The following is a 15,861-nucleotide window of genomic DNA, read 5'->3' as shown; positions in this document are numbered from 1 at the left end:
CTTGACCGCGCCACTGGTCCCACAAACCCTCCCGACTTGCCGGGTTCTCCTAGTCTCGGCAAGTGCTTTGCTGGCAATGACAATGTCATTGCCAGCTTTTTTTCTTGAATGGCAATTTGATATCGCCACAGGGAGGGCCGTTAGTGCATGTCGCGCAAAAGTGTGCGGCGGTTTTGCGAAAACGACATGCACAAACAAGGAGCTACAGCGTGGGAGCGAATCTGAAAGATCGCGACGAGCTTTAGTGCTCCAGGAAGACGTAGTTCATCCAACTGCTCATGCGCAGAAGGACCTTTCGGAGGACGGCGACGTGATGCCAGTGCTCGGTATATACAGCCACCTCCGCGACAACACCGCCCGGCAACTGGTATTTGTCGGTATCTTCGAGCAATTCGATGCGGGCAAGCGTTTGTCCCGGTGCGGCACGCTCCGGTGACTGCGGATCTATCAAGGCGCCGCCCGGCTGAAGCTGGCCTTGAGCCATAACGTCGATGACCTCTTGGACGCGCGCTTTGAATATCTTGCCCGGTACCGCTTTGAAAGCGACTTCCGCTTCATCGCCAACGCGCACGCGTTGCAGTGAGTTCTGAATGAATGCTGCGGCCAGCATGCGGTCTTCGCTGTTGATGAAGACCATGACAGGACGCAGCGGCAGCGGATTGGCCATCATCCCCGGACGGAGAAAGACCTGCGTTACATAGCCGTCGGTCGGCGCGCGCACCGTCGTCTGGTCAAGCTCATATTCGGCATTCCCCAGTTCCGCGGTCAGTCGGGCCACGGTTGGGTTCGTGCCATTGATTTCGGATTCATAGGCCAGCCTGGCCTGAGCTGCTTGAGCGCGTGCCGTATCGGCCGCCGCTTCCGCGGTCAGATAGATCCCACGCCGGTTCTCGACCTCGAGTTCGGAATAGACCGCGCCCCTGCCGCTGGACTTTGCGTTTTCATTCGACTGCTGGAATTTCTCGAACGCCTGCAGGGAACGGTCGCGCGATGCCTCAGCCCCGGTGACCGCAGCGTTGGCGGCATCGAGAGCAGCCTTCAATTGAAGAACCGTCTGCTTCGCCTCAGCCAAAGCTGCCTTCTTCTGATCGACGACAAACTGATAGGGTCTGGGATCGATCCGGAAGAGGACGTCGCCCTTCTTCAGCGGCTGGTTTGGCGTGACCGGGACCTCTACGACTTGGCCCCCGACGACCGGGATGACAGGTGCCGAGGTGAAATAGACCCGTCCGTCGCTGGAATAAGGATGATTGTAGCTCATGATGAGGAGCAAGGCAGAGATCAGAAAGATGCCGCCAAGCACGGCGGTCGCCAGTGTCCACTGGTTCACCGGGATCCGGAATATCTTGAAGATCGTCCAGCAGAGCGCGGCATAAGTGAGTATGAGAAGCAGATCCATCAGATTTTCTCCTTCTCCAGCGGGAGCGCTTCGAGCTCGGCGATCCGGGCGTGAAGACGCGCGATTTCAGCGTTTGCCTCCGCTTCGCGCGAAAGCTTGCCGTCAGGCCGGATTCCCCAGCCGCGGTCCTCCCGATAAAGCGTTGCCCAGATAAATAGAAACGGCCAGATGGCGTGCAGGGTGAACAGGCTAACCCATCCGGCAACATGGATCGCGTCTTGATGAGGATGATTACGGGCCTTGGCAATCAGGTGGGGGATGTCATGAATCGCGATCACTGCGTAGAACAAAGTGATCACTACGAAAAACAACACCCCAAGTGCGAAATAGTCGAGAAACACGGTTCCTCCTTTTCGGCTGCATCACGGAGCCGACCAGCCGTAGTCAAGGAGGAGATAGTAACGCTGCCAGACCTCAAACGCCTGTAGCATCACGTATCGTCTATTGGCCGCTCTTTGTTTAGGTCGGCAAAACGCCACGCTTCAGGGTGTAATCGCGACGCCGGCGGCTTTTAAACTGGTCAGAAAAAGCTCTTGATCCGAGGGCCGCTGCAGGCGCTTTGCGACTTCCCTGCGGATGTTGACCAGCAACGCGGGCGCATTCGATTTCAGCCACTCCTGTTCATGGCCGGCTTCCTCGACTTTGCCCTGAGCACCAAGAATCGCGAGCAGGACAAGATGGTGCATGGGGTTATATTTGAGATCTGCCATGCGCGCCCATAGTTCGGCCGCCTGGTAGTCGCCCCGAATGTAGGCGCACATTGCCATGCCCACTTCATAATATCCGATCGGGCCGGGGTTTCTGCTGATGGCACTCGACATCAGTTCGCAGCCCGTTTCCCATCTGCCGGAGAAGGCAAGTCTGAAACCATATTCTCCGGAAACTTCCGTGTCGTTGGGATTGATCGCATAGGCGGCGGCTCCCGCCTTCAGTGCAGCGTCGACGTCGCCATTGAAGAAGTTCGCCAGCATCAAGGCCTGCAATGCCCGTGCATTCTCGGGATCGAGTTCAACCGCGCGCTTTGCGGTTTCAAGAGCCAGCGTCAACGGCTGAGCCGATTGCGGCACGTCCAGCCGATATTGGAAGCGGACCTCGTCCAGATAGGTCAGAGAAAGCAATGCCCATGAGGTGGCGTAGTTCGGAAGCCGCGCGGTCGTACGCTTGAGACAGTCCTGCACTTCCGCATGGTTTTGCGGGTTCAGTTCGATTCGGTAGTTGTAATAGGACAGGGTACATGCATAAGCGTCCCAGTCATTGGGAGGAGACTCGGTCAGGCGCGGCACGTCGGCCTGGAAGATCAGGCCGTAAGGTTGGGCGACAGCCGTCGCAACCCGCCGCGCAACATCGGCTTCGACCTCGAGCATATCCTGCACTCGAAGGTCCCTGTCGTAATTGTTCGCCCAGATCACCGATCCATCGGAACGGCGGACGAGTCTGGTCGTTAGCCGAAGCTTGTTTCCGTCGACGCGAACGCCGCCCTGCAGCGCAAAGCGCGGCTCTTCCACGCGCGTGTCGGGCCTCGAAGGCGGCTGTTTTGCAATGACGGCAATTTCCTTGAACTTCGCAAGCTCGCCAATGACCTCTTCCGTGAGGCCACGGGCAACGTCGGCGGACCCGCCCCCTTTTGATATTTCTTCGAAAGGTTCGACGAGAACTTTGGGAACGGTTACTCCCGCCGCCACCGGGGTGATATTTTGAATGCCACGCGATGAAAAGAAAAGGACGCTGAGCGGCGGAACAACGGCAACAAACGTCGCCAAGGCTATCGCCGCCCCGATCGCATACCACAGCCACACGGGCGGCGGCGGTGCGTCCCTGCGATCCGCCGCAATCATTGGCTTCTGGATTTCGGGTTCGGTCTCCGAGACATCTTTCGTCTCGGGCGGATCGGGCCGCATCTCCGCGGCAGCAGCGTACCGAAAACAGGGGATATAGGCCCCTTTCGGTATAGTAATGACGATCCGGTCATCATGCCCGGCAACCAAATAATAGCGTTCGAGGCCTCGTCGAATCCGGCCCGCTTCTATTCTGACGACCGGGTCATTTTGCGCGTCGAACGATGCATCCCGGGTAAAAACCTCCTGTGCGATCGTATAGGCCTTGAGGTAGTCAGCGCGCCCGGCAAGCGTCTCTTCGACGACGTATTCCAAGAACCTGCGGCCCCGTTCCGGCGCCAAAAACTCCTCGCTTGAAAGGATGCGCTGTAGCTGTTCTCTGATCTCCCACATATCAGGAGACGACGCGTCGTCCCCGCCGCTTGCCCAAGCGCTTTGCATGGTATCCCCTCCGCGACCATAGCGGTCGTCTTATCGCCCTTGTATGTTCATGTATATTACGCCTCTAATTTACGTTGTGGCAATATAATGTCTCAATCTCCTTTAACGTGACCGTGACGTACGGGGCGGAAAATGATATCGGGAAAGAACAATTTAACGCATTTGTCCGCACTCCAAATTGTCGAAGTGCGCTTCCCTGATGAAGTCGCGCGCGTGCAACAGCTCTTTAGCGCCGACGAGACTTTCCGCAGCATGTGCGAAGACCTTGCAGCCGCCGTCGAAACACTGACGCGAGTGGACTACCTGCCTGATAATGTCCGGGAAGTACGGCGCCAGGAGTATGCCGGTCTCGTCGAGGCTCTTACTGGCGAAATTCGTGATGCGCTCCGCAATTCGAAGATCGTGATCTTGCGCGCACCGTCCGCGCGCCCGAAATCATAGTGCTGCTTTGAAGAGCATATCGACACTGCCGATGAGTATGGCTCGGCAGCAGGCGGCGATAACCAGCCGCGATCCGTCCTCTCAAGCCGACGTCACTGCGGGACTCTCACCGGCGGGAACTGTGGGATTTGTCCAGGCCACAAACAGATCATAGAAAACACCAAGGACGACCGGCCCGAGAAATAAGCCCACCAACCCGTGTGCCAGGGTTCCACCGATGACGCCAAGCAAGATCAGAGGCATCGGGGTGGACAAGCCGCGCGAGATCAAAATCGGCTTTAGAATATTATCCAGAAGGGCGATCGGCACTGCGAGGAGCATGAACAATAAGGCGTCCGTGAATGGCCATGCGAACCAGGCCCAAATGACCAGGGGCAGCAGCACGATGCCAGGTCCGATCTGGATGATGCAGAGTATGAAAACGACAAAGCTCAACACTCCCTGAGCAGGAACGTCGAAAAGAAACAGGAGAAGCCCGCACAGAAGCGTCTGCAGCAATGCGATACCGATGATGCCGCGAGACACATTGCGGACCGTTATGCTTGCCAGACGAACAAAATCGGTTCCCCGATTGCCTGCGATCCGGGTGACGACAAGGTTCACCGCCGACACCAACTGCTGCCTAGTGACCAGGAAAACGCCGCAAAGCAACAGGGATGCAATGAAACTGAGCACGCCGCCTGCAAGAGCCGCTGTTCTCTCCAGAATGACGCCGGCGGCCGCTCTTATCGGCTCCTGGAACTGCTTCAGCATCTCAGCAAAATTGGCTATGGCATAGTTCCAAAGCTCAAAAGCGCGCTCTCCGAAATAGGGCCACGCTTTTATGCTCTCCGGCGCTGAGGGCAACGCGATCGTCCCTTCCTTCAGGCCGGTTAGAAGCGCGCGCGTACCGTCGGCGAAGCCAAACAGGATGGTTGCCAGCGGCGCGATCACGATCGCAAGGCACGCAATCACGATCAAAACTGCCGCGGCAATGCCTCGAGGGCCAAGCAACTTTCTCAACAATTCAAAGACGGGAAAAAGGGCGACTGCCAGTATAGCCGCCCAGGCGATGATCAAGATGAAGGGAGCGACGATCGTAAAGGACCAATAGGCGAAAAGGCCGGCGACAGCGAGCCGGATGAATTCGCCTATTCGTGCGTCGGCGGAGCTCGGGCTCGTTCGGACGCTGTTGGTATCTCCCGCTAATTCCTGTGCGGGCGGAGCTGAGATTGACTGCATGGCATAAGCTCCCGCCACATTCTGTGGTCTACCAGTTAAGGTCCGGAACGATATTGCGGACGCCCTCGTCCTCAACATAATCCCCGGGTCGCTTCTGCCGCTTGCCCAATTCAGGTTTATCGAACTTCACTCGCTCATAGGGAATCGACTTCAGAATATGCGAGATGCAATTGATGCGGGCGTGCTTCTTGTCATCTGAAGGGACGATCCACCAGGGAGCGTGCTGAGTATCCGTCATTCTGATCATTTCGTCGTAGGCCCGCGTATAGTCCCACCAACGACGATAGGACTCCACGTCCATCGGACTTAACTTCCATTGCCGTACCGGATCGTCGATCCGACGTCTGAAGCGACGCTCTTGCTCCGCTTCGCTGACAGTCAGGAAATATTTCAGCAGAACTGTGCCACTCTCGACAATGGCGGCCTCAAAACGAGGAGCAAGCTCAAGGAAGCGCTTAGCCTTCTTTTCCGTGGCGAAGCCCATGACCCGATCGACGCCGGGGCGGTTGTACCAACTGCGATCGAAGATCACGACCTCGCCTGCCGCGGGCAAATGAGCGATATAACGCTGCATATAGATCTGCGACTTTTCACGGTCGTTGGGTGCCGGCAGGGCAACCACGCGAAATACACGCGGACTGACGCGTTCCGTAATGCGCTTGATCATGCCACCCTTGCCGGCCGCATCGCGGCCCTCGAAAATGATCACGATGCGGGCGCCGGAGCTTTTGACCCAAGCCTGCAGGTGCGCAAGTTCGACCTGCAGCTTTGCGATCTCTTTTTCGTAATCCTTGTTCCGCTTTTTCTTCTTTGAGCCGCCATCTGTCTCCCCGTCACGATTGGGGTCATACATCTTGTTCATGACTTCCCTCCCTGAATTGCGGTGTCTCGTTTTGCACTGCCTTGCGCTCCGCCTCCTGAAGACGGAACGACCCGATTGCATCCTCTTTGTCGTCAAAGAAACTCATCGCGCCGATACGATCGGCGACTCCCGCGCGCTCCAGCAGCGCCCTGGCCTCAGCGTTCAGCTCCGCTACGCAAAAGACGATACCTTGCTGCTGCAGAGCCTCCTGAACCGCATCGAGCGCCGCAGCACCCGTGCTGTCGAGGTGGACCATTGCGCTGGCGTCGAGCACGAAGCGGCGTGTGTCCGGCGCGAGGCTTTTGGCGATGTCGCGCAGTCTTATGCGAACGTAATCGGCATTGTAGAACAGCACGCTGCCCTGGATCAGGCATATCGCCACGCCCTGGATGGCAGCGGCATCCGGAAAGCGCTGCATATCGTAAAAGCCGTCCCGGCCGGGAATGCGCCCGAGAAGCGTATCGCGAGGAAACATCGTCTTGCGCAGGAGATAGATCAGCGTCGCAACGATGGCGACGACCACGCCGTTTAGAACGCCGAAGCTAATGGCGCCCCACATGGCGATCAGCGCGAAGACGAATTCCATTCTGCTGATCTGCCATATTCTTTTCAGCTCATGAACATCGATAAGGCCGATCGCAGCAGTCGCAAGTATTGCCGCAAGGGCGGGAATAGGCAGGATGCGCAAGGCGCTGTGCAGGAAGACCAGGGCCGCAATCAACGTCGCTGCAGACACCAGGCCGGATGCCTGCGAACGGCCGCCCACCGAAAAATTGATCGCCGTTCTCGAATCCGAAACGCTGATCGGGAATGCGCCAAACAGGCCGGGCGCGATGTTGGCAGCACCCAGACCGATCAATTCCTGATTGGCATCGACCTCCTCGCCCGCCTTTGCTCCGAAACTACGGGCAGCGACAATGCCTGCACCAAAGCTGACGAGGAAAACAGCGGCCGATCCCAGGGCGATCTTGTCGAGCGGCAATTGCGAGATCGGCGGCAAGCTAATCGACGGAAGCCCGCGAGGAATGTCGCCGATCACGGCAATTCCGCGCCCCTGAAAATCGAAGATGGCGGATAGCAGGAAGGATACGACAACGACGAGCACGGGTCCCGGTATACGGGAACGCATCGCCTTTGCGACCCATAGCAGACAAAACATGGCCAGCCCGAACAGCAATGAGGGCCAATGGATGGATGCGCTCTTGCGAAGGATTTCCGCAACCGGCGCCAGGAGACCATCCGATTCAATGCGGACACCCGTAAACCGGCTGATCTGGCCCACCAGGATGGAAAGCGATACGCCGGCGAAGAAACCAACGAGGATAGGCCGCGAGAGAAAGTTCGCCAAAATGCCCAGGCGCAGTAGCCGAGCGGCGAAACAGAAACACCCGACGCCCAAAGCGAGGGCGGCAGCAATGGCGACTCGATCAACCGGAGTTCCGGCAGGCATGGCGGCGACCACCGCACCCATGGCAGCGGCAAGCACGGTCATCGTCGCGGCGTCGGGTCCGACCACCAATAATCGCGACGGCCCGAAGAGGGCGTATGCAATAGGAGCGACAATACTGGCATAAATTCCGGTTTCCGGCGGAAGTCCGGCAATGGCGGGATAGGCGATGGCGCTGGGCAATCCGACCGCGGCAATCGACAGACCGGCGGGGATGTCGCTACGCAGCCAATCGGATCGAAAGCCGCCCAGGCCCCGCAATATGGGCAGATGAAAACTCACGGCCATCCTAAAGCTCCCGTCCGCAAAGGGCGTTCGCTTGAGCGACGTCCCAACACTTGATCACTGCTCGATGAAGGCATAGCTCAGGCAAGGGCTCGCCCTCTTCGTGACAGGTTTATGACAGATGGACGAGATTTTAACGCGGAGGCCGCCCGAACGCGTGTAGCATCGTGTAACATCCCCGTGGCGCATCAGATCCGACTGGATGCCGCCGGCCGCCATGACCGATGAATCGGAGGAAGAGCAAGCGCGCACCGCTGGTTATGAAGGCACGTTCGCGCTCCTTCCCGGTGCTGATCGAGGATCGTTTCTCCCTGTGCAGCGGTTTGGTTGAGAAACGAGCGAAGCCGCACCGCAGCGCACGCGTCATGGTCCACGGGAGGGATAAAGTCTGCTGACGGACGCTTCGTACGCAAACATAGGACCTCGCAACGGCTATCACCGCTGCGAAGGTAAGCTTTTGGCTACCAAACCGCGCGATCAGATTCGAGATAGCGGACCTGCCGGCGGCTCCACTGTCTATCGCCCTCCAAAGAAGGTCGCCCTTCTGACAATTACGCCGGCAGCAAGGTAATCTTCCCCGGCGCGGCGCTTTCCGATGCGCGGAGCAAGCTGCAATCCCCGATGTCCGTCCGGTCAGCGGCGTAACTTCTTGTATTATACATAACTAATGCAATCGCCTGCAATATTATGGTTGCGATCGAACACGACGCCGATGGGAGCAGCGGCAAGTGCAATGCAAGCATCTGCAGGCCGTTGGGCGTTGCAAGGGCCTTAGGTGGGGAAAGCCCGCGCCGCTTTTTGGTCCGGCCGGGAACGCCGATCAAGACAAAGCTTCGGAACGAAAAGCAATAAGCAGTGCGGCAGCCGAGAAGACGAAACGGCATATCAGACCAATCGCTATGGGGGAGAGATCGCTATGGGGATGAAACTTCGAGAGCTCGTCTTCGGCTTGTCAGCAGTATCGCTTCTTGCGATCCAGGCGCAGTTTCCCGCCTTTTCACAAACATCGGCGAACAGCGCGCCCGCAGCCCAAACGGCGGCAGATGCGCCGGCGCTACTTTCCGACGACGAGCTGGAAGTTCTCGTTGCCCGCATCGCACTCTATCCCGACGACCTTGTCGCAGCCATCTCGGCAGCGTCGCTCTTTCCGCTCCAGATCGTCGAGGCAAGCCGCTTCCTGGAAGCGAAAAAAAAGAATGCGGACCTCAAGCCGAAAAGCGACTGGGACGGCAGCGTTATTTCACTGCTGAACTATCCGGAAGTCGTCAAGATGATGAGCGATGACCTGGAATGGACACAGGCCTTCGGAAATGCCCTGACGAACCAGCAAAAGGACGTTCTGGTCGCCATCCAGCAGTTACGCGATGAAGCCGTCGCGAAAGGCATTATCAAGAGCGACGACAAAATCACCGTCGTCAACGAAAACGACAACGTTGTTATCCAGCCGACAAATCCCGAGAAGATCTACATACCCCAATATGCGCCGGAGATGCTCTATCAACCCGGTTACGCTTCTGAGCCCGTCTCCTATTATTCGGATTCCTATCCCAACTATTATTATCCGGGAGCACCCTTTTTTGCGGCCGCCGTCACGGGCATTGCGTGGGCTGCGGCCGTCAACTGGAACAATTGGGGCGTATGGGGCGGCAATTGGCGCGGCGATGTCGATATCGACTGCAACAACTGCTTCAACAATCGAAATTTCAGCGGCAAGGTTAAATGGAATGATGTCGATTGGAAGAATGTCGACCGCAGCAAGTTGAGTATCGGCAAGGACCAGCTTGCGAAAATGGACAGGTCTGCCATCAGAAACAATCTCCAATCCGACAGCGGCAACAATTTGCGTAACCGAGCCGAGAGCATCAATCGGGAGCGAAGCGGTCCCGCGTCCGAGCGCGTCAACCGTGCGGCTGACGTCCGTAGAGACACGATGCAAGGCTTGCAACAAAGGCCAGCAGCCAGGACGACGGCCAGGACGACGGAAGGTGCCAATCGGCCGGCAAATGTCGCCCGGAACAATCCCAAATCGCCAAAGGCTGGGGCGGGTGCAAATCGCGGCGGGCAGGCCGCCGGAGCTCGCCAAGGCAAGCAGGCATTGGCCTCCAGGCCCGACAATAGAGGGCGTCAGCCTTCGGCCCTTGGCAACGTCTCATCTGGCCGCCGGGAGGCGATGGCATCCCAGCGTGGCCGTCAAAGCATGGGGGGCGCACAGCGGCCGCCCTCCAGATCAATGCACCAAGGCGGTCGGCGCCCGATGCCACATGGCGGCGGCGGCAGGGGCGGCGGCAGAGGCGGCGGCGGTGGTAGAGGTCGGAGATAGGCGCGATATTTTTCGGGGAGGCAGGCGATGAGAACGACGCCCAGAATGCAGTTGCCCACATTGATATTCGCGGCTTCGGTCGCCGTCTTATCAAGCTGGCATGTCAGCGAGGCGCAGGACCGGCAAAGGCTCGCGGGCTTTGCATCACACAGCAAGTCGCCAGAGTTCGATCAGCCGCCAGAGGCCGTCGATCGCCTCAAAACGGCGCTATCCTCCAACGATGTCGACGGTCTGGCGCAGTTGCTGGGACTCGATGGCGCCAAGCTGAAGGCGAGCGAAGAAGCCATGACCGCCCTCGGCCTTATCAAGGAAGGTGCGGCTAATCAGGTCGCCATGCAGGATATCTGGGATCGCAAGATCGTCTTGATCGGAGACAAGCTTTGGCCGCTGCCGTTCCCTCTGGTCAAGCGAGAGGATGGCAAATGGGCGTTTGACACGAAAGCGGGCCTGGAAGAAATCCTCAACCGGCGCATCGGCGAAAATGAATTGCAAACCATCCAGACGATGCATGACTATGTGCAGGCGCAGCGCGTTTACGCCAGCAAGGATAGAAACGGCGACGGCGTTTACGAGTACGCGCAAGTGCTGATCAGCGACAAGGGAAAGAAGAACGGGCTCTACTGGGTGGCCGAGACGGACGATGACGAAAGCCCTGCCAGTGATCTGATCGAAAATGCGGCATTCGGAAAGGCGCTGAAAGGCGAAGGCTATTTTGGTTACCGATATCGCATCCTGACTAGCCAGGGCCCGAACGTTTTCGGCGGCCGGCACAGCTACGTGGTCAACGGACACATGACCGACGGCTTTGCGCTCATCGCATGGCCGGTGAAGTATCGAGAAACGGGCGTGCAGACGTTCATGATCAGCGACCAGAGCGTGATTTACGAACGGGATCTCGGTGAGAATACTGCAGAGATTGCGGCATCCATCAAAGAGTTCAATCCAGACCACAACTGGTCGGTAGTCGGCGAATAGAGTCAGATGCCTCCTCTGGAACGATGGCCCTCTTGGCAACGAGGGGGCGAGGCTGTGCCTGCGGATCCAGAATGGTCATGGCCAGGGTCTGGTTGGAATACTTTGGATCCCCCGTGATCTCCGGTCCGAGCCAACGCGGCAGCACGGGCCGATCGGTCTCGCAGAGCATTTCGATCTCGGCGATCGTCAAGCCGGAATGGGCGCCGTGGAATACATCGATTTCCCAGACAAATTTGCCAACGGGCACTTGGTAGCGGGACTTCTCAATCACTGCACCGGCCGCGCGTTCAAGCAATTCTTCCGCCTCGGGAATCGGGATGGCATATTCGAACTCATCGCGGACAATCCCCTGCCGTTTGAACTTTATGGTCAGGAAAGCCGTCCGATTGTCCACCACGCGCACGCGGACCGACTTGCCGGCGTCGCAAAGAAGATAGCCTTGGCGCAATTCACTTGCCGCCACTACTTTGCGTCGCCACATGTCGTTTCGGACAAGAAACTTCCGCTCGATCTCTCTTGTCCTCATGAGTCGCCCCCTTGGCCTGGTCGGTGTTCGAACCGACAATACAGGCGGCAAAGCCAGCCGTCCTTGCCGTATATCAATCCACTGCGGAAGCCCTGTTGGTCGCCAATTCCATCGAAGCGCCGATTTCGGTAGGGATCAGGCGACCGGCGCTTCCCAATTCAGGAAAAAGCCGATGTCGCCGGGCATGCCACCCGGGAAGTTGATGACCGCAGCGGTGAGGGTGTAGCCCTTCGGACGAGCTACTTCATTGAAAAGCTCGTAAAGCTCTTTGGCTTTTCCTTGCAGGGTGGAAGGCCAATCGGAGCGCTGGCTGTTGATGGCGCGACCGCCATCGGTGCAGAAGTCGGAAGGGAAACTGTAGATCAATGCTTCTACCTTACCGTCGGCAACGGACTTCATCACCACGCGGCGAATGGTCTCCCGCTCCTTGTCGCTAATCTGTTTTCCAAAAAATTCTTCGACAAACTCCGCATGTTTTTCGGCTTCGCGCGATCTGATCTTCTCGTCGCGCTGCATTTCCACGAGCTGCAGTTCAAGCGCGCGCTTACGCAGCTCTTCCGCACTGATCATCGAAGAGTGGGATTCCGATTTTTCCTCTCCAGTCATGATATTACCCTCCGCTGTTTGGAGGATAATAGAACAGCGGCGCCCAGCCTCGTAGTAAGATACGCTGGATCGCCGGTAAGTTACTGTAGGATACCCAGACGCGCCGAAATGCTGCCTGTCACACCCGGCTAACGTTCTTGCCGCCAAAGCCTTGGCGCCCACGGGTGCCGTTCGGCATCCTCGCTATTGGGTTACGCGAAGGACCGCCGAACCCGTCGTGCGTCGCTCTTCCAGATCGTGATGAGCCTGGACGACGTCATCGAACGAATAAATGCGGGAAGGATCGACTTGCAGGACGCCCGATTGGATTGCAGCAAATAGATCAGCAGCGGCTTCTGCGGTCTCAGCCGGTGTGGTGACGTAATGCTGCAGCATCGGCCATGTGACGTGCAGCCCCCGCGGACCCAGTTCATAAGGATCGATGGGCGCGATCTCGCCAGACGCCTTACCGAATTGAACCAGCGTGCCGCGAACTTTGAGGACGGCAAGGGAGCCACGGAAGGTATCCCGTCCGACGGAGTCGAAGACAGCGTCGACGCCGAGACCATCCGTCAGTTCGAAGGTTCGCGCTACAAAATCTTCCGTGCGGTAGTTGATGACGTGATCACACCCCGCCTGGCGCGCAACCTCTGCCTTGCTGTCGCTGGATACCGTACCAATAACCCGATACCCGAGCGACTTTGCCCATTGCACGAAGATTTGGCCGACCCCGCCAGCCGCGGCGTGATAAAGGATCGTGTCGCCGCGCTTCAACGGCACGACGTCCTTGATCAGATATCTGGCGGTCAATCCCTTGAGGAAACTGCCAGCCGCCTGCGCATCGGAGACGCCGTCCGGAATGACCACCAACCGGTCAGCGGGATGGAGACCGGCGGTGGCGTAAGCGCCGGTGCTGTGGCCGAAAACGACGCGATCACCCACCTTTACGGATGTGACGTTGCGTCCGACAGCCTCGACGATCCCCGCAGCCTCGTTGCCGATCGTTGCAGGGAACGACGGCACCTCCATCGAACCACGCCTGAAATAGACATCGACGAAATTGAGACCAATCATCGTGCTGCGGACGAGGACCTCGCCATCGCCCGGTTCCGGGACGAGAATGTCCTCGAACGTTAAAAGCTCTGGCGCACCATACTGATGAATCCGCGCTGCTCGTGCTTTGACCGGCATTTCGATTTCCTTCCTGGCGCCACTCACCGAGCGGCTGCATCCAAACTTGATGCCGGAAATATCGATCATTTCGGTTTGCTTGATAATCAGGTAAGTTCCGACAACACCTTTCGGAGTTTTCGAGAAATGGACACTTTGGACGCGCTCCGTCTTTTCGTTGGCATCGCGGAGGCGGGAAGCCTGTCAGCAGCGGCACGACAGAGCGCCGTCGCCACGTCGACGGTTACGGTGGCGTTGCAGCAATTGGAGGAGCAGGCAGGCGCGACATTGATCAGGCGATCAACGCGACGCCTTTCTTTTACATACGAGGGTCTGCAGTTCCTATCCAATGCGCGGCGATTGCTCGCCGACTGGGATGCGTCCGTCGAAGGAGTGAGAGGCGGTCCCTTGCGTGGCCCCATCAAAATGACTTCAACCGTTGACTTCGGCAGGAGCAAAATCGTCCCGGCGATCGACCGGTTCATGGAACTGCACTCAGGCGTTTCGATAGATCTACATCTCTCGGATGCCGTTATCGATCTCGTGGAGCAAAACATCGATCTCGCGATACGCAACGGACCTCTGCGAGACTCTTCGCTAAAGGCGCGCCTGATCTTGCGCGGCCAGCGGGTCATATGTGCAGCCCCCTCCTATTGGAACTCACACGGGCTGCCGGCGCATCCTGACGACCTTGCGGGTCACAATTGCCTGTTGGTCTCGAGGCCGGCAACGACGTTCTCGACTTGGCATTTTGTGGATGACGGCCGGAAAATCTCGACGCGAGTCTCTGGAAACCGTGTGGCAAACGACGGCTCCATTTTAAAACGCTGGGGTTTGAAGGGCTATGGCGTCATCTTGAGCCCCATCTGGGACGTCCGCGAAGAATTGGCGTCCGGGGCACTGGTGACGGCTCTCGAACGGTTTCTACCGGAAAGCGCCAATTTATATGCGGTCACAAACGGCAGCGCGGCCAGTCATCGCGTTCAAGCCCTCAGCGATTTCCTGGCGGACGAGCTGCACCATCAGGGATGATCTCTCGCCGCCAGCAGCGGGAGTGCAGATCGATCAGCCTCCGAGCGTCGACATATGGCGGGCAAGCTTTGGCGCGCCCGTGCGATCGATGCGGAAATCATGGCCACGCGGTTTCGCCCCGATGGCCTCATCGATCGCGGCGTGGAATGCCTCGTCGGATTCGGAGCCGCGTAAGGCCGCGCGCAGGTCGGTTTTGTCCTCCTGACCAAGGCAGGTATAGAGCACTCCCGTCGCGCTGACGCGCACGCGGTTGCAGCTCTCGCAGAAGGAATGGCTCATCGGCGTGATGAAGCCGATGCGACCGCCGGTTTCGGCCACCCGAACATATCGCGCCGGCCCACCGGTCCGCTCCGGCGTGTCGACCAGTGTCCAGCGCGCCTCGATCAGCCGCCTGAGATCGCCCAGCGGTAAATATTGATCGGTCCGGTCCGCACCGACATCGCCAAGCGGCATGGTCTCGATCAAAGTCAGGTCCATGCCCCTGCCATGGGCAAAGGCAATCAGCTCGTGGATTTCGCCTTCGGTGATGCCCTTCAAGGCAACCGCGTTGAGCTTTACGGCAAGGCCGGCCTTCTGCGCAGCCAGCAATCCATCCATCACCGCATGGAATTCGTCCCGCCTGGTAATCGCTCGAAACCGATCCGCATCCAGCGTATCGAGCGAGACATTGATCCGCCGCACGCCGACGCGGGCTAATTGCTCCGCATGGCGGGCAAGCTGAGTGCCATTCGTCGTCAAGGTGAGTTCCTTGAGCCGGCCGCTTGCAAGATGGCGGGACAGGCTCTCCAACAGACCCATCACCCCCTTGCGCACCAGGGGCTCGCCGCCGGTAATGCGAATCTTGCTGACGCCACGCGTGACAAACGCCGATGCCAAACGGTCCATTTCCTCCAGTGTCAACAGGTCCCGGCGCGGCAGGAACGCCATGCTTTCCGGCATGCAATAAACGCAGCGCAGATCGCAGCGATCGGTCACCGACAGCCTGAGATAAGTGATCCTGCGGCCGAAGAGATCGGTCAGCGGGCAGGACCCCCTCATGGTGCAGCCTCCGGCAAAGCCTTGGCGAGAATAGCGCGGATTGCGGCAAGGCCTGGATCCTTGGCGCTGTTCATGATGCCGATCAACTGGACGAAATGATCGTCGGATGCCGTCTCCATGAACGACCTGACGGTAATGGCAAGATAGGCGGCCGGCTCGATCCCCTCCGCGGCGGCCGCCATTTCAAGCCGTTCCGCCAGACCTTCCATCCCCAGCGCGTCCATGAGCGCCGCAGCAGTCTCCGGATTGTCGAGCGAAGCGATGAGAGTGCCGAACATGCCTTG

Annotated in this window: 15 protein-coding genes; 4 read left to right on the top strand and 11 right to left on the bottom strand. The window is 58.4% G+C overall.

All coding sequences use genetic code 11. From position 1 onward, the window contains the following. Nucleotides 1–241: 241 nt before the first annotated feature. The 3 genes from GGD50_RS20010 to GGD50_RS20000 all read right to left on the bottom strand — a co-directional run bounded on the left by GGD50_RS20010 (nt 242) and on the right by GGD50_RS20000 (nt 3,675). Nucleotides 242–1,399, bottom strand: a complete 1,158-nt coding sequence (locus GGD50_RS20010; protein WP_183938771.1) for an HlyD family secretion protein — start codon at nt 1,397–1,399, stop codon at nt 242–244. Next, entirely contained in the window at nt 1,399–1,740 is a 342-nt protein-coding gene (locus GGD50_RS20005) for a DUF3302 domain-containing protein (protein ID WP_183938770.1), read from the bottom strand. Before GGD50_RS20005 ends, GGD50_RS20010 begins: the two co-directional genes overlap by 1 nt. A 141-nt stretch (nt 1,741–1,881) precedes the next feature. Further along, nucleotides 1,882–3,675 carry a tetratricopeptide repeat protein gene (locus GGD50_RS20000; RefSeq protein ID WP_183938769.1) on the bottom strand — a complete coding sequence of 598 codons (1,794 nt, stop codon included), beginning with the start codon at nt 3,673–3,675 and terminating at the stop codon, nt 1,882–1,884. A 132-nt stretch (nt 3,676–3,807) separates the two neighbouring features. Here GGD50_RS20000 and GGD50_RS19995 point away from each other — a divergent pair, with 132 nt between their 5' ends. Continuing rightward, nucleotides 3,808–4,116 (top strand): hypothetical protein, encoded by a 309-nt coding sequence (locus GGD50_RS19995; RefSeq protein WP_183938768.1) that lies wholly within the window; start codon nt 3,808–3,810, stop codon nt 4,114–4,116. Nucleotides 4,117–4,197: 81 nt separating this feature from the next. Here the strand turns inward: GGD50_RS19995 and GGD50_RS19990 are convergent, their stop codons facing one another. From GGD50_RS19990 to GGD50_RS19980, 3 genes are read right to left on the bottom strand one after another with little or no spacing between them, the layout of a single operon-like run. Next, entirely contained in the window at nt 4,198–5,337 is a 1,140-nt protein-coding gene (locus tag GGD50_RS19990) for an AI-2E family transporter (RefSeq protein ID WP_183938767.1), read from the bottom strand. A gap of 28 nt (nt 5,338–5,365) precedes the next feature. Continuing rightward, nucleotides 5,366–6,199, bottom strand: coding sequence for a polyphosphate kinase 2 (ppk2, locus tag GGD50_RS19985; protein ID WP_183938766.1), 834 nt, complete (start codon nt 6,197–6,199; stop codon nt 5,366–5,368). Beyond that, entirely contained in the window at nt 6,183–7,934 is a 1,752-nt protein-coding gene (locus GGD50_RS19980) for a SulP family inorganic anion transporter (protein WP_183938765.1), read from the bottom strand. The genes ppk2 and GGD50_RS19980 overlap by 17 nt, the downstream gene beginning before the upstream one ends. Before the next feature lie 919 nt (nt 7,935–8,853). Between GGD50_RS19980 and GGD50_RS19975 the strand changes: the two genes are divergently transcribed. Then, the gene (locus tag GGD50_RS19975) at nt 8,854–10,251 is read left to right on the top strand and encodes a DUF3300 domain-containing protein (protein WP_183938986.1); all 1,398 of its coding nucleotides are present in this window, start codon (nt 8,854–8,856) and stop codon (nt 10,249–10,251) included. Nucleotides 10,252–10,278: 27 nt separating this feature from the next. Beyond that, entirely contained in the window at nt 10,279–11,226 is a 948-nt protein-coding gene (locus GGD50_RS19970) for a DUF2950 domain-containing protein (protein ID WP_183938764.1), read from the top strand. Here GGD50_RS19970 and GGD50_RS19965 read toward each other — a convergent pair. The 3 genes from GGD50_RS19965 to GGD50_RS19955 all read right to left on the bottom strand — a co-directional run bounded on the left by GGD50_RS19965 (nt 11,189) and on the right by GGD50_RS19955 (nt 13,528). Further along, nucleotides 11,189–11,752 (bottom strand): CYTH domain-containing protein, encoded by a 564-nt coding sequence (locus tag GGD50_RS19965; protein ID WP_183938763.1) that lies wholly within the window; start codon nt 11,750–11,752, stop codon nt 11,189–11,191. The genes GGD50_RS19970 and GGD50_RS19965 overlap by 38 nt on opposite strands. Nucleotides 11,753–11,887: 135 nt before the next feature. After that, a complete protein-coding gene (locus tag GGD50_RS19960; protein WP_183938984.1) occupies nt 11,888–12,358 on the bottom strand; it encodes a hypothetical protein in 471 nt (156 codons plus the stop codon). Between the two features lie 183 nt (nt 12,359–12,541). Beyond that, nucleotides 12,542–13,528, bottom strand: coding sequence for a quinone oxidoreductase family protein (locus GGD50_RS19955; protein WP_183938762.1), 987 nt, complete (start codon nt 13,526–13,528; stop codon nt 12,542–12,544). Between GGD50_RS19955 and GGD50_RS19950 the strand changes: the two genes are divergently transcribed. Further along, nucleotides 13,496–14,539, top strand: coding sequence for a LysR family transcriptional regulator (locus tag GGD50_RS19950; protein ID WP_246451343.1), 1,044 nt, complete (start codon nt 13,496–13,498; stop codon nt 14,537–14,539). The genes GGD50_RS19955 and GGD50_RS19950 overlap by 33 nt on opposite strands. 33 nt (nt 14,540–14,572) lie before the next feature. On the opposite strand, the gene moaA is transcribed toward GGD50_RS19950, so the two are convergent. After that, nucleotides 14,573–15,577 carry a GTP 3',8-cyclase MoaA gene (moaA, locus tag GGD50_RS19945; protein ID WP_183938761.1) on the bottom strand — a complete coding sequence of 335 codons (1,005 nt, stop codon included), beginning with the start codon at nt 15,575–15,577 and terminating at the stop codon, nt 14,573–14,575. Further along, complete coding sequence (locus GGD50_RS19940) at nt 15,574–15,855, bottom strand: hypothetical protein (RefSeq protein WP_183938760.1); 282 nt, start codon at nt 15,853–15,855, stop codon at nt 15,574–15,576. Before GGD50_RS19940 ends, moaA begins: the two co-directional genes overlap by 4 nt. Between the last annotated feature and the right edge of the window lie 6 nt (nt 15,856–15,861).

It is taken from the genome of Martinezella paranaensis (assembly GCF_014200235.1).
GTDB lineage: Bacteria > Pseudomonadota > Alphaproteobacteria > Rhizobiales > Rhizobiaceae > Rhizobium > Rhizobium paranaense.
The sequence above is the reverse complement of the archived record's forward strand: the minus strand, read 5'-3'. Positions and strand labels throughout refer to the sequence as shown.

Bases quoted from the DNA above. Each gene is read 5' to 3' on its own strand.
- GGD50_RS20010 (WP_183938771.1), bottom strand. From the start codon at position 1,399: ATGGATCTGCTTCTCATACTCACTTATGCCGCGCTCTGCTGGACGATC.
- GGD50_RS20000 (WP_183938769.1), bottom strand. From the start codon at position 3,675: ATGCAAAGCGCTTGGGCAAGCGGCGGGGACGACGCGTCGTCTCCTGAT.
- GGD50_RS19995 (WP_183938768.1), top strand. From the start codon at position 3,808: ATGATATCGGGAAAGAACAATTTAACGCATTTGTCCGCACTCCAAATT.
- GGD50_RS19990 (WP_183938767.1), bottom strand. From the start codon at position 5,337: ATGCAGTCAATCTCAGCTCCGCCCGCACAGGAATTAGCGGGAGATACC.
- ppk2 (WP_183938766.1), bottom strand. From the start codon at position 6,199: ATGAACAAGATGTATGACCCCAATCGTGACGGGGAGACAGATGGCGGC.
- GGD50_RS19980 (WP_183938765.1), bottom strand. From the start codon at position 7,934: ATGGCCGTGAGTTTTCATCTGCCCATATTGCGGGGCCTGGGCGGCTTT.
- GGD50_RS19975 (WP_183938986.1), top strand. From the start codon at position 8,854: ATGAAACTTCGAGAGCTCGTCTTCGGCTTGTCAGCAGTATCGCTTCTT.
- GGD50_RS19970 (WP_183938764.1), top strand. From the start codon at position 10,279: ATGAGAACGACGCCCAGAATGCAGTTGCCCACATTGATATTCGCGGCT.
- GGD50_RS19965 (WP_183938763.1), bottom strand. From the start codon at position 11,752: ATGAGGACAAGAGAGATCGAGCGGAAGTTTCTTGTCCGAAACGACATG.
- GGD50_RS19960 (WP_183938984.1), bottom strand. From the start codon at position 12,358: ATGACTGGAGAGGAAAAATCGGAATCCCACTCTTCGATGATCAGTGCG.
- GGD50_RS19950 (WP_246451343.1), top strand. From the start codon at position 13,496: ATGAATCCGCGCTGCTCGTGCTTTGACCGGCATTTCGATTTCCTTCCT.
- GGD50_RS19955 (WP_183938762.1), bottom strand. From the start codon at position 13,528: ATGCCGGTCAAAGCACGAGCAGCGCGGATTCATCAGTATGGTGCGCCA.
- moaA (WP_183938761.1), bottom strand. From the start codon at position 15,577: ATGAGGGGGTCCTGCCCGCTGACCGATCTCTTCGGCCGCAGGATCACT.
- GGD50_RS19940 (WP_183938760.1), bottom strand. From the start codon at position 15,855: ATGTTCGGCACTCTCATCGCTTCGCTCGACAATCCGGAGACTGCTGCG.